General features: G+C 32.9%; 26 protein-coding genes and 3 pseudogenes. 5 read left to right on the forward strand and 24 right to left on the reverse strand.

The features are described from left to right. Nucleotides 1-8: 8 nt before the first annotated feature. From AZF37_RS10975 to trmL, 7 genes and pseudogenes are all read right to left on the reverse strand, one after another. Nucleotides 9-449, reverse strand: coding sequence for a hypothetical protein (locus AZF37_RS10975; RefSeq protein WP_216634011.1), 441 nt, complete (start codon nucleotides 447-449; stop codon nucleotides 9-11). A gap of 77 nt (nucleotides 450-526) precedes the next feature. Beyond that, a complete protein-coding gene (pyk, locus tag AZF37_RS06865; protein ID WP_088370141.1) occupies nucleotides 527-1957 on the reverse strand; it encodes a pyruvate kinase in 1431 nt (476 codons plus the stop codon). A gap of 5 nt (nucleotides 1958-1962) precedes the next feature. After that, nucleotides 1963-2451 carry a pantetheine-phosphate adenylyltransferase gene (gene coaD / locus AZF37_RS06870; protein WP_088370142.1) on the reverse strand — a complete coding sequence of 163 codons (489 nt, stop codon included), beginning with the start codon at nucleotides 2449-2451 and terminating at the stop codon, nucleotides 1963-1965. After that, nucleotides 2448-5894, reverse strand: coding sequence for a DNA polymerase III subunit alpha (locus AZF37_RS06875; protein WP_088370143.1), 3447 nt, complete (start codon nucleotides 5892-5894; stop codon nucleotides 2448-2450). The genes coaD and AZF37_RS06875 overlap by 4 nt, the downstream gene beginning before the upstream one ends. A 145-nt stretch (nucleotides 5895-6039) precedes the next feature. Beyond that, on the reverse strand, nucleotides 6040-6234 hold the full coding sequence (locus AZF37_RS06880) for a metallophosphoesterase family protein (protein WP_088370144.1): 195 nt from the start codon (nucleotides 6232-6234) through the stop codon (nucleotides 6040-6042). A gap of 76 nt (nucleotides 6235-6310) precedes the next feature. Continuing rightward, nucleotides 6311-6532 (reverse strand): metallophosphoesterase family protein, encoded by a 222-nt coding sequence (locus AZF37_RS06885; RefSeq protein ID WP_088370145.1) that lies wholly within the window; start codon nucleotides 6530-6532, stop codon nucleotides 6311-6313. Beyond that, a pseudogene (gene trmL / locus AZF37_RS06890) lies at nucleotides 6533-6996 on the reverse strand (tRNA (uridine(34)/cytosine(34)/5-carboxymethylaminomethyluridine(34)-2'-O)-methyltransferase TrmL). A gap of 109 nt (nucleotides 6997-7105) precedes the next feature. On the opposite strand from trmL, the gene AZF37_RS06895 reads away from it, so the two are divergent. The 5 genes from AZF37_RS06895 to AZF37_RS06915 all read left to right on the forward strand — a co-directional run bounded on the left by AZF37_RS06895 (nucleotide 7106) and on the right by AZF37_RS06915 (nucleotide 10448). Further along, complete coding sequence (locus AZF37_RS06895; protein WP_088370146.1) at nucleotides 7106-9034, forward strand: aconitate hydratase; 1929 nt, start codon at nucleotides 7106-7108, stop codon at nucleotides 9032-9034. Between the two features lie 70 nt (nucleotides 9035-9104). Then, a complete protein-coding gene (locus AZF37_RS06900; RefSeq protein WP_162473966.1) occupies nucleotides 9105-9455 on the forward strand; it encodes a hypothetical protein in 351 nt (116 codons plus the stop codon). After that, a complete protein-coding gene (locus AZF37_RS13390) occupies nucleotides 9418-9678 on the forward strand; it encodes a ferredoxin domain-containing protein (RefSeq protein ID WP_162473967.1) in 261 nt (86 codons plus the stop codon). Before AZF37_RS06900 ends, AZF37_RS13390 begins: the two co-directional genes overlap by 38 nt. After that, nucleotides 9647-10288, forward strand: a complete 642-nt coding sequence (locus tag AZF37_RS06910) for a nitrilase-related carbon-nitrogen hydrolase (protein ID WP_088370149.1) — start codon at nucleotides 9647-9649, stop codon at nucleotides 10286-10288. The genes AZF37_RS13390 and AZF37_RS06910 overlap by 32 nt, the downstream gene beginning before the upstream one ends. Further along, nucleotides 10245-10448, forward strand: coding sequence for a nitrilase-related carbon-nitrogen hydrolase (locus tag AZF37_RS06915; protein ID WP_088370150.1), 204 nt, complete (start codon nucleotides 10245-10247; stop codon nucleotides 10446-10448). Before AZF37_RS06910 ends, AZF37_RS06915 begins: the two co-directional genes overlap by 44 nt. A gap of 51 nt (nucleotides 10449-10499) precedes the next feature. Here the strand turns inward: AZF37_RS06915 and AZF37_RS06920 are convergent, their stop codons facing one another. The 17 genes and pseudogenes from AZF37_RS06920 to AZF37_RS07000 all read right to left on the reverse strand — a co-directional run. Further along, nucleotides 10500-10991 carry a rubrerythrin family protein gene (locus AZF37_RS06920; protein ID WP_088370151.1) on the reverse strand — a complete coding sequence of 164 codons (492 nt, stop codon included), beginning with the start codon at nucleotides 10989-10991 and terminating at the stop codon, nucleotides 10500-10502. Between the two features lie 145 nt (nucleotides 10992-11136). Beyond that, nucleotides 11137-11450: pseudogene (locus AZF37_RS10600) on the reverse strand (redoxin domain-containing protein). Nucleotides 11451-11585: 135 nt separating this feature from the next. Further along, nucleotides 11586-11990, reverse strand: coding sequence for a PspC domain-containing protein (locus AZF37_RS06930; protein ID WP_088370153.1), 405 nt, complete (start codon nucleotides 11988-11990; stop codon nucleotides 11586-11588). A gap of 17 nt (nucleotides 11991-12007) precedes the next feature. Then, the gene (locus AZF37_RS06935) at nucleotides 12008-13216 is read right to left on the reverse strand and encodes a cation:proton antiporter (protein ID WP_088370154.1); all 1209 of its coding nucleotides are present in this window, start codon (nucleotides 13214-13216) and stop codon (nucleotides 12008-12010) included. Between the two features lie 26 nt (nucleotides 13217-13242). After that, nucleotides 13243-14343: an MGDG synthase family glycosyltransferase gene (locus AZF37_RS06940; protein ID WP_088370155.1), complete on the reverse strand. Its 1101-nt coding sequence runs from the start codon at nucleotides 14341-14343 to the stop codon at nucleotides 13243-13245. 3 nt (nucleotides 14344-14346) lie between these two features. Then, entirely contained in the window at nucleotides 14347-15027 is a 681-nt protein-coding gene (locus AZF37_RS06945; RefSeq protein ID WP_088370156.1) for a CPBP family intramembrane glutamic endopeptidase, read from the reverse strand. A gap of 1 nt (nucleotide 15028) precedes the next feature. After that, entirely contained in the window at nucleotides 15029-15346 is a 318-nt protein-coding gene (trxA, locus tag AZF37_RS06950; protein WP_088370157.1) for a thioredoxin, read from the reverse strand. A gap of 13 nt (nucleotides 15347-15359) precedes the next feature. Then, on the reverse strand, nucleotides 15360-16703 hold the full coding sequence (locus tag AZF37_RS06955; RefSeq protein WP_088370158.1) for a citrate synthase: 1344 nt from the start codon (nucleotides 16701-16703) through the stop codon (nucleotides 15360-15362). A 138-nt stretch (nucleotides 16704-16841) separates the two neighbouring features. After that, entirely contained in the window at nucleotides 16842-17393 is a 552-nt protein-coding gene (hpf, locus tag AZF37_RS06960; protein WP_088370159.1) for a ribosome hibernation-promoting factor, HPF/YfiA family, read from the reverse strand. A 115-nt stretch (nucleotides 17394-17508) separates the two neighbouring features. Further along, the gene (locus tag AZF37_RS06965; RefSeq protein WP_088370160.1) at nucleotides 17509-17679 is read right to left on the reverse strand and encodes a phosphoribosyltransferase family protein; all 171 of its coding nucleotides are present in this window, start codon (nucleotides 17677-17679) and stop codon (nucleotides 17509-17511) included. A gap of 34 nt (nucleotides 17680-17713) precedes the next feature. After that, entirely contained in the window at nucleotides 17714-18193 is a 480-nt protein-coding gene (locus AZF37_RS06970; protein ID WP_088370161.1) for a ComF family protein, read from the reverse strand. Nucleotides 18194-18412: 219 nt separating this feature from the next. Next, nucleotides 18413-18595, reverse strand: coding sequence for a hypothetical protein (locus AZF37_RS06975; protein ID WP_088370162.1), 183 nt, complete (start codon nucleotides 18593-18595; stop codon nucleotides 18413-18415). A 262-nt stretch (nucleotides 18596-18857) separates the two neighbouring features. Then, on the reverse strand, nucleotides 18858-20516 hold the full coding sequence (locus AZF37_RS06980; protein ID WP_088370163.1) for a phospho-sugar mutase: 1659 nt from the start codon (nucleotides 20514-20516) through the stop codon (nucleotides 18858-18860). A gap of 10 nt (nucleotides 20517-20526) precedes the next feature. After that, the gene (locus AZF37_RS06985; RefSeq protein ID WP_162473970.1) at nucleotides 20527-21084 is read right to left on the reverse strand and encodes a hypothetical protein; all 558 of its coding nucleotides are present in this window, start codon (nucleotides 21082-21084) and stop codon (nucleotides 20527-20529) included. A 13-nt stretch (nucleotides 21085-21097) separates the two neighbouring features. Then, nucleotides 21098-21937 carry a 2-amino-4-hydroxy-6-hydroxymethyldihydropteridine diphosphokinase gene (gene folK / locus AZF37_RS06990; RefSeq protein WP_088370165.1) on the reverse strand — a complete coding sequence of 280 codons (840 nt, stop codon included), beginning with the start codon at nucleotides 21935-21937 and terminating at the stop codon, nucleotides 21098-21100. A gap of 10 nt (nucleotides 21938-21947) precedes the next feature. After that, on the reverse strand, nucleotides 21948-22763 hold the full coding sequence (gene folP, locus AZF37_RS06995; protein WP_245611932.1) for a dihydropteroate synthase: 816 nt from the start codon (nucleotides 22761-22763) through the stop codon (nucleotides 21948-21950). Continuing rightward, nucleotides 22750-23091, reverse strand: a pseudogene (locus AZF37_RS07000) (aminotransferase class IV); the annotation flags it as partial. The pseudogene AZF37_RS07000 and the gene folP, both read right to left, overlap by 14 nt. Between the last annotated feature and the right edge of the window lie 45 nt (nucleotides 23092-23136).

Genomic DNA, 23136 nt, shown 5'->3' on the forward strand with positions numbered 1-23136 from the left:
TTATTTGTTTATTTGAAAAAACTGATTCCTTTGTTTTTTAGAAATTCTCTGAAAAAAGGCGCCAAGTAATAATAGCCTTCCGACTCCCTTGAAACACCCTGTTTTATAAATTCCTCCCGAACAGCATAGTGTGATAATTTAAAATAATAACTTAAATTGGCAAATAATGTATAAGAAATTTTAGATAGATAACTTAGAATTATCAAGAGTTGATATATTGAATCATTTGTAAAGATGTAATGTTTTTCATATATTTCAAGTAACCAGTCCTTTAATTTCTGAAATGAGTTTTTGTCTTCCTTAAAATGAAAAAGAAAATAATATATAAAACAATCAATAGTATCTGTATAGTTCATTATTGGTTCAATATAGTTTGAGGGAATATTAAATTTTTTAAAGAGAAGCATTAGATGTCTTCTTTTTAATCGTTCAAAATCCCCTCTAATCATAATAGAATAAATATGCTTCGAATTAAAATAACGATTTTTTCAATCTCATAGGAATCTAAATATTCCCTTTTTAGCAACTACAGTTCACCGCCTTCGCCTAACTCCAAAACACGTATCATATTAGTTGTACCAGGAACTTTTAGGGGAATTCCTGCAGTAAATACAACCTTATCTTTTAATTTGTATCCCTTTTGCTTCAGCAGAGTTAATTCCCCTTCATGTATTAGATCATCCGTACTTTTATAAGATGAGCTAATCAAAAGAGACTCTACACCCCAAACCAATTTTAAACTATACTTAATCTCAGGCTTTTCAATAAGAGCAAGAATAGGAATATTAGGTCTATATCTAGCAATTCTCCTAGCAGTAGAACCACCATGAGTTGGAACTACTAAAGCTTTTGCTCCAATTTTTTTACCAATATCCACTGTAGAATAAGCAACCATATCAACAAGTTTCGGTGATTTTTTTAAACCCTTAAAATGCATTGGTTCTAGTAAATGAAGATCTTTTTCTGTTTCTTTTGCAATATCATTCATCATTTTTAAAGCCTCTATTGGATAACGCCCCCCAGCCGTTTCACCAGATAGCATAATCGCATCAGTGCCATCTAAAATACTATTGGCCACATCACTCACTTCTGCTCGTGTTGGTCTCGGATTTCTCATCATTGAGTCAAGCATTTGAGTTGCCACAATAACAGGTTTCCCTACTAATCGCGCTTTTTGAATAATCATTTTTTGGACGATAGGCACTTCCATAGCAGGTATTTCAACACCTAAATCACCTCTGGCTATCATAACACCATCTGAAGCTTCAAGAATATCATCTAAATTCTTGAGAGCAACAGCAGCCTCTATTTTAGCTATAATTTGGACATGCTTTCCAGCTTCCCCTAATATTTTTCGAGCCTCCTCAATATCTTTTTTTTCTCTTACAAAAGAAAGCGCCAAAAAATGAATATTCTTTTCTAAGCCAAAAAGAATGTCTTCTCTGTCCTTTTCACTAATACCAGGTAATTTAATATGAACATGTGGCAAATTAACGCCTTTGCGGCTGCCTAATTCTCCACTGTTTTTAATAATACAGGAAATTTCATTTTTATTAATAGATACTACTTCCAATTCAATTAAACCATCATCTAGAAGAATTCGGTCTTGGGGTTTTACCTCTTTTGGCAAATCTTTATAGGTGATAGAAATTTTTTCAGTAGAGCCTTTAATTATTTTTGTAGTTAAAATAATTAAATTACCTTTTTTAAGAAATATTTTCCCATCTACTTCTCCTGTTCTTATTTCAGGACCTTTTGTATCTAGTAGTATAGCAATATCTTTATTTTGATTTCTACTCACTCTTTTTAATAAATCCATTCTCTCTCCATGTTCCTCATAAGAACCATGAGAAAAATTGAAGCGAGCTACATCAAATCCTGCTTTTATAAGTCTTTCTAATTTTTTCTCATTATCAACTGCAGGGCCTAGTGTACAAATAATTTTTGTTCTTCTCATTATTATCACGCTTTCTCCCAATTAAACTTTTTCTTCAAAGCAATCTCCACAATCTCTGGAACCAATCCATTAATATTGCCATTGAGACTTACTACTTGTTTAATAATAGTTGAGCTTAAAAAAGCATACTCTGAAGAGGTCATTAAAAAAATAGTTTCTACATTTTTTTCAAGTTTTTTATTCATTAAGGCTAACTGGAATTCATATTCAAAATCTGACACAGCTCGTAATCCCCTAATAATAGCATGGGCTTTTTTCTTTTGCACAAAATGCATTAACAAACCATCAAAACTTTCAACTTCAACATTAGGAATATCCTTTACAACAGCTTCCATGAATTTTTTTCTTTCCTCAATTTTAAACAAAGACTCTTTTTCATTATCTATAGCAATGGCTACAATAACTTTATTAAATAGTAGGCTGGCTCTTTTTAAAATATCTAAATGTCCATTGGTTACAGGATCAAATGTTCCTGGATATATTGCTACTCTCATTTTACTATTACCTCTCCAAATTGAGACAGCGCCTCAATAGCTCTTTCATCATTTTTAATTGCATATTGATTGCCAAGAGGAATAACTTTATTGTTAATTTTTAAAATAACTGGCACATCCCCCTTATTGAAAACCAGACACCTTTTTAAAGCATCCAAACCAGTAACACTCTTATCTTCAATGGATACTGTCACAGTTTCCTGTACAGCACCTTCATTCTTTCTAGTCTGCATTTTTTTATTATAAGTTCCATAGCTTTTAATAGTTAAATAATTTTCTGGTTTAACAACCTTTTCAATAATACACTTATCTTCCCTCTCAGTTATTTGCAAACGCCCCCCTGCGGCTACTACAGCACCTTCTTTAATTAAATCTTTTACTTCAGCATAAAAAGAAGGAAATATTAAGCACTCTATTGAATCCGTCTCATCTTCTAGGCTAAAAGTAACCATTAGTTCATTATTTCTAGTTTTCTTTTCTTTAATATTATTTAAAACCCCTCTGATAATTACTTTTCTTTTATCATCATTTTCTTCAATATCTCCAAGACTATAAAAATCTGGATCCTCCATTAAATCTGGGTATTCTTCTAAAGGATGGGCTGAAACATAAAATCCTAAAACTTCTTTTTCTTTTTGTAGTAGTTCCTGTAGAGGGAATTCCTCCTGTGTTGTCACTATAGTGGGTTCTTCTTCTTCCAAAGTATCGTCAATATCAAATAAGGAAATCTGATTGCTATCTTTTTCTTTTTGAAAACGCTGTCCTAAGTCTACAGCATCTTCAACAATAGCCATTAATGCTTTTCTGGGAATATGAAAAGAAGAAAAGGCACCTGATAAGGATAAATATTCCATAATCTTCTTGCCTACAGTTCTTAAATCAACGCGCCTACAAAAATCATCAATATCCAGAAAAGGACCTTCTCGACGTGCCTCTAAAATAGATTCTATTGCTGAAATACCCACACTTTTAATAGCGCCTAAACCAAAACGTATTGTATTTTCTTTAACAATAAAACCTTCCTTACTTTCGTTAACATCTGGAGGTAAAACACAAATACCCATTTTTTTACACTCAAGAATATACTGAGTAACTTTTGTTGAAGACATAATTACACTTGATAAAAGAGACGCCATAAATTCTACTGGATAACGGGCTTTTAAGTAAGTAGTTTCATAAGCTAGCATTGCATAGGCAGCACTGTGGGATTTATTAAATCCATAGCCTGCAAAATACTCCATTAAACGAAATATTTCCTCTGCTGTTTTCTCCTCAATTTCATTTTTTCTACAGCCTTCAATAAAACCTTGTCTGCTTTTTTCAAGCATTTCAGGTATTTTTTTACCCATAGCTTTCCTTAAATTATCTGCTTCTGCCAATGTAAAGCCACCTAATTGGCTAGCAATACGCATAACTTGTTCCTGATATAGGATAACACCATATGTATCGTTTAGAATTGGCTCTAACATTGGATGGAGATACTCAATTTCGATTTGCTTGTGCTTTCTTTTAATAAAATCATCAATCATGCCACTGCCAATTGGTCCGGGTCTATAGAGAGCTACTAAAGCGATTATTTCTTCAAAGGCATCAGGTTTTAATTGTTTAATAATTGCCTGCATCCCTTTTGATTCCAATTGAAATAAACCACTGGTATTCCCTGTAGCTAAAAGTTGAAAAGTTTTTTTATCATCTAGAGGAATTTTTTCAATATCAATTGCTATCCCTCTATTTTCCTTGATTTTTTCCACTGTCTCTCCTATGACAGTTAATGTTCGAAGCCCCAGTAAGTCCATTTTTAAAAGACCAATATCTTCTACTGTATTCATTGGAAACTGGGTTGTTAAATATTCCTCACCTTCCATTTTAATAGGTAGATATTCCTTCAGGGGTTCTGGAGTAATAACAACTGCAGCAGCATGAGTAGAAGTGTGCCTTGGCATGCCTTCTAAACGTCTTGCAATTTTGATTAATTCTTCAATATCATTTCGTTCTTTACAAAAAGCCTGTAATTCAAGACTGGTGTCCATTGCTTTTTCAAGTGTTATTTTCAACTCATTGGGTACCATTTTAGCTACTTTATCCACATCTTTTAATGGAATATCCATCGCTCTTCCTACATCTCTAATAACAGCTCTTGCGGCCATTGTTCCAAAAGTTACAATTTGAGCAACATGATCCTCTCCATATTTTTCTATTAAATATTCAATGACCTCTTCTCGTCGAACATAGCAGAAATCTGTATCAATATCAGGTAAACTAATACGCTCAGGATTTAAAAATCGTTCAAAAATCAAATCATATTTCAAAGGATCAATTGTAGTAATGTCTAACACATAAGCAACCATACTACCAGCAGCAGATCCTCTTCCTGGTCCAACATAAATCCCCTTTTCCTTAGCAAAAGCAATCGTATCCCAGACAATTAAGAAATAGCCAGGATAGTCCATTTCATTTATAACGCCTAGTTCATAATAAAGTCTTTCTCTAATTTCCTCTGTCATTGCCCCATATTTTTTTATAACGCCTTCAAGACAAAGCTTTTCTAAATAGCTTTCTAATGTTTCTCCATCCGGCACCTTATAATCAGGCAAATGGCTTTCACCAAATTCAATATTAACATTGCAGCGATCTTTAATTTTCACTGTATTTTCAATAGCTTCTGGAACATTTTTAAAAAGCTCAATCATCTCAGTAGCAGATTTCACATAAAACTCTTTATTGGGAAACTCCATTTTATGTTCATCATTAATCGTTTTCCCCATTTGAATACACATAAGTATTTCATGAGCGTAAGAATCTCCCCTTTCTAAATAATGAGAATCGTTAGCTGCAACCAAAGGTATATCCAACTCCTTGGCTAAACGAATTAATCCCAAATTTAAAGTTTTTTCATACTCGAGTAAATGATCTTGTATTTCAATAAAAAAATTACCTTTACCAAAAACAGCTTCATATTCAAGAGCAGCTTTTTTTGCCCCTTCGTAATTATCTTCACGGATTCTTCTAGCTACTTCTCCAGCCATACAAGCACCGGTTGCTATTATACCCTCGCTGTATTTTTCTAATAGCTCTTTATCTACTCTAGGTTTATAATAAAATCCTTCAGTAAAACTTTGAGAAACAATTTTCATTAAGTTATGATAACCAACATTGTTTTCTGCTAATAAAATTAAATGATAACGACCGTCATCTACACCTGGCTCTTTTCTGAAACGACTATCTTTTGCAACATAAACTTCGCAGCCTATAATAGGCTTTACGCCGACCTTGATGCAAGCCCTGTAAAAATCTACAATACCATACATAGAACCATGGTCTGTAATAGCCACAGCATCCATGCCTTTAGATTTTATATTTTCCGCTAACTCATCTATCTTAATAGCACCGTCAAGCAAACTATATTCAGTGTGTAAATGCAAATGTACAAATTGGTTATTCATCTTATTTTATCTCTCCAATTATTTAAAAGTATTTCCTACTCAATTATACCATCTTCTAGAATAAAGAAAAAGAATATAGTTATACTATATACTATCCCATATTCTCTGTCAGTATTTATTCTATTCCAACTATGTTATGTTCCTGTTACAAACTGATTAATTCTCCATTAATAATTCCATTTTCTTTGGAAAGTTTTAGAAATCCTGCAGTTTGTTTTCCTGTTCTTGCACCACTGGCTGTTCCAGGATTAAAATATAAGATAGAATCTTGTTGCTCATTTAAAGGTTCATGACTATGACCAAAACAAATACAATGACAGTCGCAATCCCCTAATCCCATTCTGCATTAAGTCTTGCACTTTTACTATATTTATAGCCAAAGCCATGAATAATTCCAATTTTAAAACCTTCAATTATTATAATTCTTTTTCTGGTATTGAGCCACTTAAAATTTGATCGTTATTACCATAAACGCTATAGACATTTTCATTTACTAATTTTAAATCCTCAAGTAATTCCGAGGCAGTAAAGTCACCACAATGAATAACAGCATCTGCCTCCTTAACTAATGACCATAACTTACTAGGTAATTCATATTTTGGATAATGAGTATCTGAAATAACTAAAGTTTTCTTCATCTATTTTAATCCTTTAAAGCTATTTTGTCGTAAGCTTTCATAAAGCACAATAGCAACCGCATTACTGATATTTAAAGATCTTAATTAAATTCTCCCCTCCATAGGAATCTTCACAACTCTGTCTTTATATTGTTCTAAAAGGGATTCTGGTAGACCTCTAGTTTCAGGTCCAAAGATCAAAAAATCATCCTCTGTATAGGTTACATCTGAATAGAAATCTTCACCTTTAGTTGAAAGAAAATAGCAATTAGCATAAGGATTTTTTTCATAAAATCTTCAAAATTATCATAGTAATAGACATTAATATATTTCCAATAATCTAAACCTGCTCTTTTCAATGATTTATCATCTGTCTTAAATCCCAATGGTTTTATTAAATGAAGATAACTGCCTGTAACAGCACAGCTTCTCCCAATATCCCCCGTATTGCTAGGAATTTCTGGTTCATACAAAACAATATGCATTTTTCGACCCCTTTTTATATAATTAAATTATTATACACTAGCAGAAACCTTTAATCAAGAGGCGTTTTTTGCTATAATACTAAGATAAGAAAAAATTCGAGGTGAGGAAATGACAAAAACACTAACAGAAAAAATCCTATCAAATCATCTAATAACTGGTGAAATGATTCAAGGACAAGAAATTGGTATTAAAATAGATCAAACATTAACACAGGATGCAACAGGCACAATGGCTTATCTTCAATTTGAAGCCATTGGTGTTCCTAAAGTTAAAACAGAATTATCTGTGAGTTATATTGATCACAACACACTACAAACTGGTTTTGAAAATGCAGATGACCACTTATTTCTCCAATCTATTGCAGCAAAATATGGTCTCTATTTCTCAAGACCCGGCAATGGTATTTGTCATCAAGTTCATTTAGAACGTTTTGGAATTCCTGGTAAAACATTACTTGGTTCAGACAGTCATACACCAACAGGTGGTGGCATTGGTATGTTAGCTATGGGTGCTGGTGGTCTTGATGTGGCCGTTGCAATGGCTGGAGGACCCTTTTATTTAACGGTTCCAAAAGTCATTAATGTTGAATTAAAAGGTAAATTAAAACCCTATGTATCAGCAAAAGATATTATTTTAAAAGTATTGGAAATCCTCAGCGTTAAAGGTGGCGTTGGTAAAGTTATTGAATATACTGGTGAAGGCCTTAAAACTCTTTCAGTCCCTGAACGTTCAACCATTACAAATATGGGTGCAGAACTAGGAGCTACTACTTCAATTTTCCCAAGTGATGAAACAACTAAAGCATTCCTTGAAGCTCAGGATAGAGGCTCTGACTATAAGGAGTTAAAAGCGGATGAAGGGGCTGTTTATGATGAACGTATCATCATAGATTTAGATGCTCTTGAACCTTTAACAGCTGCGCCTCATAGCCCAGATAATATTCAAACAGTAAGGGAATTAAACCATTTAAAAGTTAATCAAGTAGCTATTGGTAGTTGTACTAACTCCTCCTTTACTGATTTAACTAAAGTAGCCCATATACTAGAGGGTAAAACAGTTAATCCTAGTGTAAGCTTAGTTATATCTCCAGGATCTAAACAAGTATTTGAAATGCTAGCAGAAAATGGCGCCCTTAAAAAATTAATAGCTTCTGGTGCTAGAATTTTAGAGTCAGCCTGTGGTCCTTGTATTGGTATGGGACAATCTCCGAGTTCAGGTGCTATTTCACTTAGAACTTTTAATAGAAACTTTTATGGCAGAAGTGGTACAAAAGATGCATCAATCTACTTAGTCAGTCCAGAAACAGCAGCAGCAAGCGCCTTAACAGGATACATGACTGATCCAACAACTATTACTGATGGTTATGCTGTAGAAACACCTACGCATTTTCTCATTGATGATAATATGATTTTAAAGCCATCAGATAGTCCTGAAACAGCAGAAATAATTAAAGGTCCAAATATTAAGCCACTACCTGTTAACCAACCGTTAGAAAATAATTTAGTAGGCAATTTACTACTAAAAGTTGAAGATAACATCACAACAGATCATATTATGCCTGCTGGCGCAAAAGTGCTACCACTAAGATCAAATATTCCCGAAATATCTAAGTATGCATTTTCTCAAATAGACCCTTCTTTTAGCGAGAGAGCCATTGCAGAAAATGGTGGTTTCATCGTAGGTGGACACAACTACGGACAAGGATCCAGCAGAGAACATGCAGCCCTAGCCCCTATGTATTTAGGTATTAAAGGGGTCATTACACAATCCTTTGCTAGAATTTACAAAGCAAATCTAGTAAATTTTGGATTATTACCACTTACCTTTAAAAATGAAGAAGACTATAACAAGATACAACAAGGTGATAATCTTGAAATAGAAAACGTTAAAGATCTTTTAATAAAAAAAGGAGAGTTAATACTCTTTAATGCAACTAAAGATGAATCTTATCCATTGGTATATGACTTGTCCAATCGAGCAATTGAAATAATTTTAGCAGGTGGATTACTCAACTACACAAAACAAAATAACAACTAAGAAAAAAGGCTTTCTTACATAAGAAAGCCTTTTTTGCTATAATGATACTATAAATAAAAAGGAGGCATTAATGATGAAAATTACAAGCTATGATGCTGAACAAGCATCCGTATTACAAATCGTTAATATGATGGCCAGTGCAGCAAAAACTGCTCCAAAAGGCTTAGGCATCAATCGTATTGATACATTGGTTTTAACTGAAGATGACATGATGCCAATTATTGAAGAAATGAAAAAAACCGCTTATGATTATAAAATGGCCTACTTCCTTAGAGATGCGGAGTCTCTGGAAAAATCCCAAGCTCTAGTTTTAATAGGTACAACTTATGGCTGTGGGGCTATAGAGGTGTTGTCCCTTGTTGGTCTATGTGGCAATATAGATTGTGCTACAAACAGCAAAAAAGGTCATCTGCACCTTTGATACAGTTGACCTAGGCAATTGCGCCCCCCCGGGCGCAATAGGTGCAGCCTATAGTGTTGCCTCAACTAACCAATTAGATCACAGAGTCTTCTTTAGCGTAGCAAAAGCAGCTCTAAAACTAGGTGATTACTTACCTGACTGTAAATTAATGATGGCAATCCCAGTTTCCGCATATAGCAAAAATATTTACTATGATAGAAAGATACCAGAACTCCATGATTAATTTAGCATTATGTCAATTTCAAACAGCAGGTGATAAACAACTCAACTTACAAAAAGCAAAGGCATTTATACAAATGGCCAAAGATAAGGAAGCCAATATAATTGCTTTACCAGAAATGTTTAATTGCCCCTATGAGGGAATCTCTTTTAGAAAATTTGCGGAACTTGAAGGAGAAGAAACATTTAAACTTTTAGAAGAAATGAGTAAAGATATTGTTTTAATAGGAGGTTATATACCTGAAAAAGACAAAGAAGGCTTCTGTTACAATACTTCCTATATTTTTGAAAATGGAAAGCTAATTGGAAAACATAGAAAAATCCATCTTTTTAATATTGATTTTAATAATATTAAAATGCACGAGTCAGATTATTTAAAACCAGGACAAGAAACAACTGTAGTCAATACGTCTTTTGGTCCAATAGGAATTGCAATCTGTTTTGATATCCGTTTTCCAGAAATTTTTTTGGAAATGAATAAAAAAGAACCTTTTCTCTATGTTATCCCTTCAACATTTAATAAAGTAACGGGGCCAGCTCACTTTAAACTCTTAGGAAGAAGCCGTGCTGTTGATTTTCAAAGCTTTTGTAGCTTTAATCTCCACAGCTTCTAATATTGAAGCCAACTATGACCCTTATGGACATACAATGCTTATTGACGCATGGGGTAATGTAATGGGAGAATTAGAAAGCGGAGAAGGCATTCTCTTACATAAGTTGAAATTAAAACAACTGGAAATAATTAAAGAACAGCTACCAATAAAAAGAGACTAGCGTATGCTAGTCTCTTTTTATATTATAATATATAGGTTGATTAGGTTGGGATTAATCTATTTTAATAAATTTGCTTCCAGCTGTTGAACAGATCGGGCAGGCATTAGGTGTTCCATTCTTATGAACATAGCCACAGACTGGACATAGATAAAACTCTGTAGTGTCATCTTTACTTAAATTAGATAAAACTTCCTGGAATAAATCAGCATGCACTTTCTCAGCTGCCATAGCATATGTAAATGAAAGTGTTGCTTTTTTATTGCCTTCTTTTTTAGCTTCTTCTAAAAATGGTGGATACATTTTTTCAAATTCAAAAGTTTCACCACTTACTGCTGCTTTTAGGTTTTCTTCTGTTGACTTAACGCCCTCAGCAGCATTTAAGTGAGTGTGAGCATGAATAGTTTCAGCCTCTGCTGCTGCTTTAAACATTTTAGCTGCTGCATGATATCCTTCCGCTTCCGCTTTCTTAGCAAATGCTAGATACTTTCTATTAGCTTGTGATTCGCCTGCAAAGGCACTCATTAGATTGTCTAGTGTACTCATGTATAATACCTCCTAAATAATTTCTTTGATGTTTTAATAATAATACAAATAAAGATCTTTGTCAATAGCAATTGTTACATTTTTATAATAATTACAATAATATTATAATAAAAAAGATAAGGACTAGCCTTCTCTTTAATAAATCCTATAAAGTTGCTTGACCTTCTTCCCAATTAGCTGGCATTAGTCCACCATTTTTAAGTGCCAATAAAATTCTAATTAATTCTCTTATATTTCTACCAACAGCCAATATTTTTCCATCCAGGCCTTATGAACAAATGTACTATCAGTACTTACAGCGAGTTCAGTAGATCAAACGAAAGTAAAGTCTCTTGGATAAAAAAATAAAATAAGCCACTTTCCATTATAGTCTTTAAGTGAGACTTTATGAAAATCTTCGCCTTCTCCAAAAACAGTGTATACATTAAAATCCGGTGCATTTCTATTAATTCCTAACATATTAAACACTCCTTTCATTAAGAATTTTTATATTCTTCATTTTAGTATAAACTTAATCCTGAAAGAAGTCAACGCAGTTAAACATTTTTATAAAAAAGAACAGAGGCAAAGCTCTGTTCTTCAAAAACCAATAAATTATTTTCGTCTGTAAGTAATGAGAAAATAGATACCTATTCCAATAAATATAAGGGGAATAAAAATTTTGTATATAATATCAAAGGGAAAGATAAAGACAAACAAAACAAAGATACCTAATACTATACATAAACCACCTAAAAATAAAGGCTTACTTACACTATTTGCACCTAAGTTTAGCTCTTGAACCTTATCCACTAATTCCTCTTTAATAGTAGTATCACTATCTGATGCAGGTAATACAGCCCATAGAACTAAATAAACTGCACCAAGTAATCCGCCTGTAAAAAATAGTAGAATTAAAGCAGCAATTCGAATTAGTAAAGAATCAATACTATACTTATCTGAAATGCCTATACAAACGCCACCGATTACTGCACCTTCTCTTTTTCTATAGAGTCCCATTTTTATTCCTCCTGTTTTTACAACTTATTAAAAGCTGTTTTTAATAGAATAGGAGTAGCAACTGCTGTAATTACTACAATCAAAACACCAACTGCCACATTGGCTCCGCTTAAAATGCCCATCTGAACACCTAAGCCTGCAATAATTAAAGTTACTTCACCTCTAGGTACCATCCCAGTTCCTATTTTAATTGAATCTCTAGTTTTAAATCCTGAAAGTTTAGCACCTAACCCACAACCAACAATCTTACCAACAACAGCAATGATACCAATGAATATACCAAATACTAAAACGCCCTCAATACTTGTTAAATCTAAAGTTAATCCGATAGATGTAAAGAAAATTGGTGCAAAGAATATCTGCGTTATAAATGATATTTTAGATGCTACAATATGTCTAAAGTTAGTCATAGAAATAATTAAGCCAGCAAAATAGCCTCCGATGATAGTTGCAACACCCAGTGAATCTGCAATAAATGCCAACAAGAAACATAATATTAGTGCTGCAATAATAAATTCATAGGATAAGCCTAACATGCTTCTCCTAACAGCTTTATTTTTAGAAAGTTTAATCACAACAAAACCAATAGCAATTGTGATTATGAAAAATAATACAATTCTTAATAATACCATATAAATTGGATCACCTGCTGCTGCTGCTGGAGCCAATACAGCTCCTAAAACAGTCACAAGCATAATGCCGATTATATCATCAATAATAGCCGCTCCTGTAATGGTTACCCCATTAGTGCTTTTAAGCTGTCCCATTTCTCTTAAGGTTTGAACAGAAATGCTCACACTAGTAGCCGTTCCCATTACAGCCATAAATAAAGCTTCTGCAGCATTGCCATTTAAGATGAAGTAAATACCACCAATAAAAAATCCTGAAACAATAACACCGCCTATGGCAGTAGCCCCAGCTCTAATCCCAGTCTTTTTCAGCTCTCTTACATTGGTCTCAAGTCCTGCAGAGAATAATAATAGTATTACCCCAAGTTGGGATAAACCATAAAGAATTTCTGAATCTCCATTAATTTGAAACCCACCTAAAGCATCTGAAAAAAATGATAGCGGTGTTTGGTCTCCCAAGAATAACCCTAAAACAAGACCCCCTATAATGTACCCTAGTACGATTGGTTGCTTGAATTTTTTTGCTAATAATGCAAATAAAAAACTACCGATGTAAATGATGGATAGTTCTAATAGGAACGTAAATGAATGTTCCATCAATTGTACCTCCTAAAATTATTTTTCTACAGTTCTTCAAGTTTGTTGATAACTTTTTCCATAGAAAAATTCTCAGATAGTTGCGCCATATTCCTTTTCATTTTTTCAAGAATTTCCGGTTTTGCTAATAATTCCTCAACAATGCTAGGAATATTTTTAGTATTACCTACCCACAAAGCAACTTCTTCTTCCACTAAATAATCCAAATTTTCTTTTTCTTGACCTCCGATTAAATAGGGAATAATCATGGGAATTCCTCTTAGAAGTGCCTCTGTTACCGAGGCGCCACCTGGCTTACTAACCAATAAATCGGCTCCATCCATAAGTGAATACACTTGGTCTGTAAAGCCATAGGCTACCACTTCCTTACTTTTATCAGCATTAACAAATTTCTCCATTCTAGCTTTCAATTCCTCATCTCGTCCACATACAATGTTTAATTTAAGAGGTTCCTTTACAGAAAATAAAGCTTTAATAACTCGGTCCATATGCTTCGAACCTAAGCTACCACCCATTACTAGAATAGTGAATATTTTATTATTATTGGCGCTCTTTGCTCTTGGAGAATAAAACTCTTTTCTAATAGGAATGCCATAGGCATAAATTTTATCAGGGCAAACGCCTTTTCTTAAAAGATCTTTTTCAGTAACCTCACTGCCTACAATATAAGCATCAATAAACTGATTTTTTCTAATGTAAACATAATGAGATAAATAGTCTGTAATTACAGAAACTATTTTTTCTTTTCCTAAATAACTTTTTTCCTTCATTCCTCCAAGAATATCTGTAACAATAGGGTGAACCGCAATAATAATATCAGGATTGTATATAGAAATTAGCTCTCTAATTTTTTTCTGACAAATTCGTCTTGTTAAATCAAAAGAACTTTTTGCAAATGTAGGTCTATTTCCAGTTCTATAAACAGTTCCATAGACTTTGGGGATTTTTGTAGCAATTAAGTTATAGCCGCCACAAATAATTCTATCTAAACCTTTAGCATCAATTTTTTTAAATAAATCAATGACTAAAACCTCATGTCCTTTTTCCTTTAGTCTCTCAGCCAATGAACCTGCAACTGAAGCATGACCACCTCCAGTTGATAAAGATATTAGTAAATACTTCTTCATTAATTAGCTACCTCCTTTTATCCAAATCATGATAGTTATAATTAAGTTGCATACCATATGACTTACTATACTTGTAAAAATCGATCCAGTTTTTTCATAAGCAACAGCAAAAACAATTCCCATTAATATTAAAAAGACAAAGTTAATATTGCCAACAAGAAAAACACTAGAAAATAATGCTGTAATTAAAGCAGCAATAACCCAATGGAATTTATTTTTCAAGGCACTGAACATCCAACCTCTAAAAAACAATTCTTCCGATATAGGTATAAGTAAAATAAAAGCAATTAAAAAAAACACATGATCCATAAAAGTCCCATGACCATAGTTGGCTTCCAGGCCTTCTAGGGAAAATAATGAGAAAATAGAGGTACCATTAACTAAAATGCTTATTGAGCTTATTAAACCAATGACTCCCCCTATTACAATCCCAATAAATAGGTTATGAGATAATTCTTTACTATCCCAACTCATTTTATCTTGATTTCTATTGCTATTTAAAAATAATGTGAGAATAACTACTAATGCTAATCCACCAATAAGTGATATTAATACAAAAAAAGTATTGCCAGTAATATTAAGTTTTGTTAAAAGCATATCCCATAAGGTAATAACAAGATAGTATAATGCCAACCCGAAGAAAACATCTACAAAATGCCATGATGGTTTTTTATTGCTTTCCATTCTATTTTACCGCTAATAGCCTATTTTTAATTTGGTCCTTTCCAACAAAACCAACAATAGTATCTACAATATTGCCACCATTAAAAATAAGCATCGTAGGAATACTCATTATTTCATACTTATCTCTTGTAATAGGGTTTTCATCTACATTTAGTTTCATAATTGAAACATCATTTTCCATTTCTGCTGATAAATCTTCTAAAACAGGACCTAGCATTTGACAAGGACCACACCAAGTTGCCCAAAAATCTACAAGCACTAGTCCTTTAGCCTCTAATACTTTTGTTCGAAAATCATTATCTGTAATATGTTCTACCATGTTTAATTCCTTCCTATCTATCATAAATAGATGTATATTGTTTGTCACCATAAATTGACTTATAAGCTGGTCTAATAATTCTTGGGTCATTAACAATTTGTTCTAAACGGTGTGCACACCAGCCAACCATTCTGGAAACAGCAAATAAAGGCGTAAATAAATCCTTTGGAATATCTAACATGGTATATACAAAACCAGAATAGAAATCTACATTAGCGCAAATAGCAAAGTCATCACCTTTTAATTCTTTGAAAACCTCTTTCGAAATTAACTCAATGCGATGTAGTAAGTTATAGGCCTCAAGAACGCCTTTTTCTTCTGCTAATTCTAAAGCTTTTTCTTTAAATAAAATAGCTCTTGGATCAGATAAAGAATAGACAGCGTGTCCCATGCCATAAATAAGTCCTCTCTTATCAAAACCTTCTTTTTTCAAGATGGAAACTAAACAATCTCTAATGGCTCCATCAGTTGGATTTTCTCCAATGGCTTCAACAATATAAGCAATCATCTCTAATACTTTTTTATTAGCACCACCATGCAGGGGGCCCTTTAATGAACCTACTGAAGAAGCCATAGCTGAATAGGTATCTGTTCCACTAGACGAAATAACATAATTTGTAAATGATGAATTATTACCACCACCATGCTCGGCATGAAGGACTAAAGCTAAATCTAAAATTTCAGCTTCCTTATGTGTAAATTGACCATCAGAACGCATCATATACAATAAATTTTCAGCTGCACTGTATTCCACTTTTGGTGGATACAAATGAAAACTTCTTTTCTCATAATGATGCTTTTTAGCTTGGTAAGCATAAGCCATTAAAATAGGCATTTTAGCGATTAAATCCAGGGACTGAAATAAAACGTTATCAAGAGTTGTTACATCAGCTTCTGAATCAAATACATATAAATTTAAAATAGCTCTTTGAAGAGCATTCATAATATTATGACTGGCATTTTTAAGAATATAATCTTCAGTAAAACCTTTTCTTAAAAAACGTTTTTCTGCTTGATAACGTTGAAACCACTCTAGTTCTTCTCTTTTTGGCAAATTACCAAATAAAATTAAATAAGCAACTTCTTCAAAGCCAAAACGACCGTCCTTTTGAAAGCCTCTTACAATATCAAAAATATCAATTCCTCTATACAATAGTCTACCCTCGTCAGAAACTCGTTCTACCTCATCTACTAAATATCCATGTACCTCTGAGATTCGAGTCAATCCAACTAAAACACCTTTCCCGTGAACGTCTCTGAGACCTCTCTTTACATTATATTTTTTATATGTTTCTGCGGGGATAAAATTTTCCTCTTTTAATGTGCTTACTAATTTCTCTAACTTTGTCTGCAACATACACTCACCACCCTTTTTAATCTAGTCTTAATTATAACCTATTTTTATTATTTTAACCAGCCACAAAAGATGTTGCCCCTATACACATATGAATCATGTATAAGAGCAACATTTTTTACTGAATATAGATTCAGATTTTTATCTTTCAGTTTCTATGATACCATAATGACCTTCTTTTCTTTTATACACTACATGAATATTACTAGTTTTATCGTCAAGATATACATAGAAATTATGTCCTAAAAGATCCATCTGTAAAATAGCTTCTTCTTCAAGCATTGGTTTTAGCATAAATGTTTTACGTCTTAAAACCTCCAATGGCATTTCATTTTCATTTTCATTTTCAATAAAGCTACTTTCCATTGTCAGTTCTTTTAGTCCAGATTTTCTTGCGTTCTTTTTACTTAAACGAGTTTTATGTCTTCTGTATTGATTATCTATTTTGTGAAAAGCCTCATCAATAGAACTATACATATCATCTGAGCTTGATTCTCCTCTTAAAATATAGCTATGAAAAGAAATACTAACTTCTGCTACATGCATGCCATTTTCTAATTTGAGTCTACCTTGAACCTCAATATTATCATTATTAGGAAAATACTTGTTTACAAATGATTCTGCCTTACTTTCTAGATAATTTTCAAGAGCCTGTGTCATATCCATTCCTTTAGTTCTAGTCAACACTTTCATTACTCTCAACTCCTATTCCACATTATTATTATATTTTCAAGATTTTTCCACAGTATCCACAGCAAATATAGTATTTTCTTGTGGATTCTGCGGAAAAGCCCTCTTTTTCCTTTGTTTATAGGCTTTTATTTAATAAATCTTCTTCAAACCACTTTTTCATATTTTCCTGACTTTCATATTTTGCAAATATTAGCCCATTCATTGTTTTAGGTTCAGCCTTTTCCAATATTCTAAACATTTCTCTAATGGTTGCACCTGTTGTATACACATCATCAACAATTAAAATGTTTTTCCTCTGATACTATTATTCTTTCGAAGTTTCAACGTGCCCTTAATACTGACTTCTCTAAAATGAGCCTTTTTTGTACTAATGAAACACCGGAACTTCTAGCTAAAGGATTTACTACAGGTATTTTTAAAATAGAACCAATAGCTTTGCCTAAATAATCACAACGGTTATAGCCTCTTTTAATTTCCTTAGTTCCATTCATGGGTACTGCTACAATACGCTGAGGAATTGATACTATTTTCTGTAAATAAAAAGAAAGCATTATATAAGCCATTTTTTGTGCTAAATAAGTCTTTCCCCTATACTTTAATCGGTGTACTAAATCTTTACATCCACCTGTATATGGCGATGGAAAGTATAAATGGTAGTGACAATAACCACTAACTCCCCTAAGACTCTGGTACCTTTTTAAGTTTCTATTACACAATTGACAAATAAAATCAGTTGTTTTTCTCTGACAAATAAAACATTTTTTATTCTTGGAAAACAATTCAAAAGAAAAGTCAATCATTTAATCCCTCTTTTCGTTTATACTATTATCTCATATTTCTATTGAAGATGACAGTCATTTTCTAAAATTTCTTTCCAGCCATAGATTGTATATGGTATTTAAACTCCTGATAATCATAGCCATTTTCCTTACAGAGTAATGCCCAATAATCATGTGCTGGATAAATACTTAGAACCTCATTTTTAGGCGGTTTTAAAGCCCATGCCAGCTAAATATCCTCTAATGGGATTCGTCAGCCGAAATTTTTCTTTTTAAAACAGTTTCTAGACATGACTTATGCCCTAACATTAATCCAATAGCCTCTCCAAAAAGCTCCCTTTTAAGAATTCTGCCTTCATTAGAAGCAGCAAAATCCAAAATCATTTCTAAGGCTACATCACTCCCTATATTAGCAAGGACCATTAGGATTCCTCTATTTATATAAGGATTTTTATCATAAAATAAAGGTTCTAAAATCCTTACATCTAAGGACTTTAGATTTGCAAAAAATATCTAAAATTCGCAAGCGATCTGCCTCTGCCGTATCACCTGACAAAAAAGCAGGTAAAAGAAAAACTTTTATGTTTTAAAAAAAATCATCATTCCGAGTAACCAGTAATAGAGCATTTAAATCACCATTTAAATAATAAGCCTAAAGTTGTTTGCTCTCTAATAACGGTATTTTTTAAACTAGCCATTTACTAATTCTCTCCTTAAACCATTTTTCAAGAATAGAACATTTAGCATCTGCTTGTCCTGGTTTGTCTGCCATAATATTGATGTAAAGCTTCAATTTAGGTTCTGTTCCTGAAGGTCTAACACCTATCCAAGAACCATCTTCAAATGTATAATACAATAAGTTAGTATAATCAGAATCAATAGTTGTTTCTAAATAGTCTACTGTCTCTTTTAATTTAAAACCCTTTGGACCCTGACCTAGTCCACTCTCTCTTAAATCTGCCATAATGCTTCTAATTGCCTCAAGTCCTTCAATGCCTTTTAAGGTGTATGAAACTTGTTTTTCCTTAAAATAACCATGTTTCTCATAAAGACTTTTTAGCTGATCTACTAATGTTTTACCTTCTTTTTTCAAAGCGCCAGCCATTTCGGCAACTAAAAAGCTTGTACTGATGCCATCTTTATCTCTAATAAAGGTCTCAGGCAAATAGCCTATGCTCTCTTCATAAGTAAATAAAACATCTTTACCTTCATTTAAAAACTCTTCCATTTTTTTACCTAGATTTTTAAAACCAGTAAAAGTAATTACAGTGTCAACACCATAACTCTTAGCAATGGTAGCACCGAATTTAGAGGTCACAATTGATGTTAACAAATAACTATTTTTAGCATCATATTCTCTATGCTTTAAAATATACTCTGTTAACAAACCGCCAATTTGATTGCCTGTTAAATAAATATAATCCCCTTGATGTAAAACCATTACACCAAGCCGGTCAGCATCTGGATCTGTTGCTAATAATAATTCGGACTTGTGCTTTTTACCTTCTTCAACAATTAAATTTAAGGCTTCTGGCTCTTCCGGATTGGGTTTTTGGGCTGTTGGAAAGTCACCATCTGGAATACACTGTTCATCTACAAGATTGAAAGTAGCTCCAACTTGCTCTAAAAGCTTTTTCATAGGACTTAAGCCTACGCCATGTAAAGGACTATACATTATGCTTAAATCCTTATTGAAAGGATTTAAAGCCAATTTTTCAATTTGATTTAAATAAGCTGTTTCTAATTCATTTGTCAGTAAACGAATACGTCTACCCTCTTCATCAATTAAAACTTTATCAAAAGTTTTAATTCTATTAATTTTTTCTACTAGTTGTTCTGTTTCCCCTGTAGATAACTGACAACCTGTTTCATTGTATACTTTATAGCCATTATATTCTCGGGGATTATGGCTAGCAGTTAACACTAACCCACCTGCAGCTTTTAAATAGCGTATTGCAAAAGAAAGCTCAGGGGTTGAACGAATTGTTGAAAATAAATAAACTAAAATGCCATTACCACTGAATACATTTGCTGCTTCTTCAGCAAATGCTCTAGACATATGCCTAGTATCATAAGCGATAGCAACGCCTTTTGCCCTGGCATCAGGAATAGTATCTATTAAAAAATCACAGTATCCTTGAGTAACTTTACGAATGGCATATTTATTGATTCTATTAGTTCCCAAACCCCTTATACCACGTATTCCAGCCGTTCCAAATGCTAAATCCTCATAAAAATTCTCTTTAATTTCCTCTTCACTCATGGCTTTTAATGTTTCAACATCCTCTGAAGAAATCCCTGGGTCCTGCAGCCATTTTGCATAACTTGATTGCCAATCACTCATGATATACCTCCTATCGAATTAAAACAAACATCAATGCTAAAATCACTACTATAATAATCCATATTAATAAAAGGAACACCTTAAAACCAGTGCTACGCTCTTTCTTTGCTGTTTTTTGTTTCTTCTCTTTTTTCTTTTTCTTACCCTTTTTATCATAAAAGGCTTCTTCTAAAGGCTTATCTTGATTTTCTTTTTCTTCCTCTTTCCTAAATTGAAAAGGGCTCTCCTCTTCTTGCTTCGCCTCTAAATCTTCTATGCCTGCTAACAATAACTCCTCTTTAACTAAGCGCAAAGCAGTATCATCACCCATGGGTCTTTTTTCTGTCACAGGCTTGTCTTCAATAACCCCTGAATTAGCTTTTAAATCTTTAAAAATGCAATAAAGCACTTTAAATTCTTCTATCTTATCATTTTCAATTAGAAGAAATTGATCTTTTACTTCTGCTAGTTTTTCTACATCAAATGTTTTTTCTTCACCTAACTTAAACGGAAACTGATGAAATGTTAAAAAAGTATTTAATTCTTCAAATTCTTTTCCGACTTTGACATCGACTCTTGTTTCATTCATAAAATAGGCCCCCTTATTCTTCTTCATATTTTTTAATACCAGATTGATCCATTTTTTGGACATAGCTATTAACAGTTTTACCTTTAATCAAAATATCAGGCGCAATCTCATTTAAAGGCATCATTACAAAAGATCGTTCTAACATTCTAGGATGGGGAATCGTTAAAATTGGATCTTCTGATTTATATTCATTATAAAGCAAAACATCTAAATCAATTGTTCTAGGACCAAAACGAATCATTCTTTCCCTAAATAAATTAGTTTCAATATGCTGGCAATATTCAAGTAACTTATTAGGTGTTAAACTAGTCTTAATTTCAATAACTCTATTTAAAAATTCATCTTGATCCAAATAACCAACTGGATCAGTTACATAATATGAACTCATTTTTTCAACATCGATTTGAGGATGAAATTGTAATTGTCTTACCGCTGAATCAAGGTAACCTTTTTTATCACCTTTATTACTCCCTAAAGCAATATAAGCAGTGACTTCTCTTTTAGTAGTAACTATTACACTAAAATAATCACATACAGCTGGAATAGGTATTTCTGGTTTCTTGACCTCTACAACTACTTTTTGAACAAGTGGCTGAGTTTTAATTATAGATTGTCCTATGTGACTCGTCAATGCCTCTAATAAATTAAATGGTTTACCCTCCATAATCTCTTTAATTAAATCATATACTTCAACATAGTTTACAGTGTATTCTAAGTTATTACTATCCTTTGCCTCATGTAAATCACCATACATCTCAACATTTACTAAAAAACGTTGTCCATAAGTTTGTTCAAATTCAAAAGCACCATGATAGCCATAAAACTTTAGGTCCTTTAAAACAATTTTTTTCACGGGTGTCTCCTTACTGTAATTTTCTTATACAATCGGCAATGATACCGCATTCTCTATTTTCTCTGATATCATGAACTCTGATAATATTGGCACCTTTCAGAATACCAATAGCAGTTGTTGCTAAGGTACCATTAACACTGTCCTTGGGTTTTATATTAAGGGTCTTCCAAATCATACCTTTTCGCGAAGTACCTAGTAATATTGGATAAGGATATCTTTCTTTCATTTTTTCAAGAGCTCCTAATATTTTAAAATTTTCATCTATAGAATAACCAAATCCAATACCAGGATCAATTATTATTTGTTCTTCTTTAATGCCAGCTTTTTTGATAATGGAAAATGATTTTTTAAGAAAAATAGCTATATCCTTAAATACATCTCCGCTAGATTTAATTAAACGTCTATTAACCATAATACAAATTGGCACCCCATAATAAGCAACCACTTTGCTTAAATAAGGATCATGCCACAAACCTGTAATATCATTAATCATATGGGCTCCGAGTTCTAAGGCTTTTTCGGCTACTTTTCCCTTGTAAGTATCAATAGAAATAGGAATACTGACTGACTTTAAAATCTTCTTCAAAGAACCTGTCAAACGCTTGATTTCTTCAGCCTCTTCAACAACTGTAAAACCAGGGCGTGTTGATTCACAACCAATATCTAAAATATCAGCACCCTCTTTTTCTAAAAGCATACTATGAGCAACAGCCTTTTCCTCCTCATTATATAGTCCACCATCAGAAAAAGAATCTGGTGTCATATTTAAAATCCCCATGTAATACGTTCTCTTTTGAAAGTTAAAATCACTATTACCAATTTTCACTTAACGACTCCATTACTAAATTATTATACTGTTCCATTATAGCACTATACATCCTTTTTTTCATCTCTACTTTTTCACTTTTTAACCCCTTAACTGGCAAGATACCCAATAGAGAATTAGATATTAGGATAGCTTCACTTTCTTCTAACAATTTCAAATTAATTGTGCTTTCTTGCCAATTTAAGATAGGGCGAAGTGCTTGCCGCACTATCCCACCTAAAACCCCAGCAGAAATTTTAGGTGTAAACCATTGTCCATTAATCAAACAAAATATATTGGAAATAGCACCACTTGTTATTTGACTCAGATTATTTAAAATAAGGGTCTCAAAAAACCTTCTTTTCTAGCCTCACTAAGGGCAGCTAATTGCTCC

Origin of the sequence: endosymbiont 'TC1' of Trimyema compressum, from assembly GCF_001584725.1 — a bacterium.
Taxonomy (GTDB): Bacteria; Bacillota; TC1; order TC1; family TC1; genus TC1.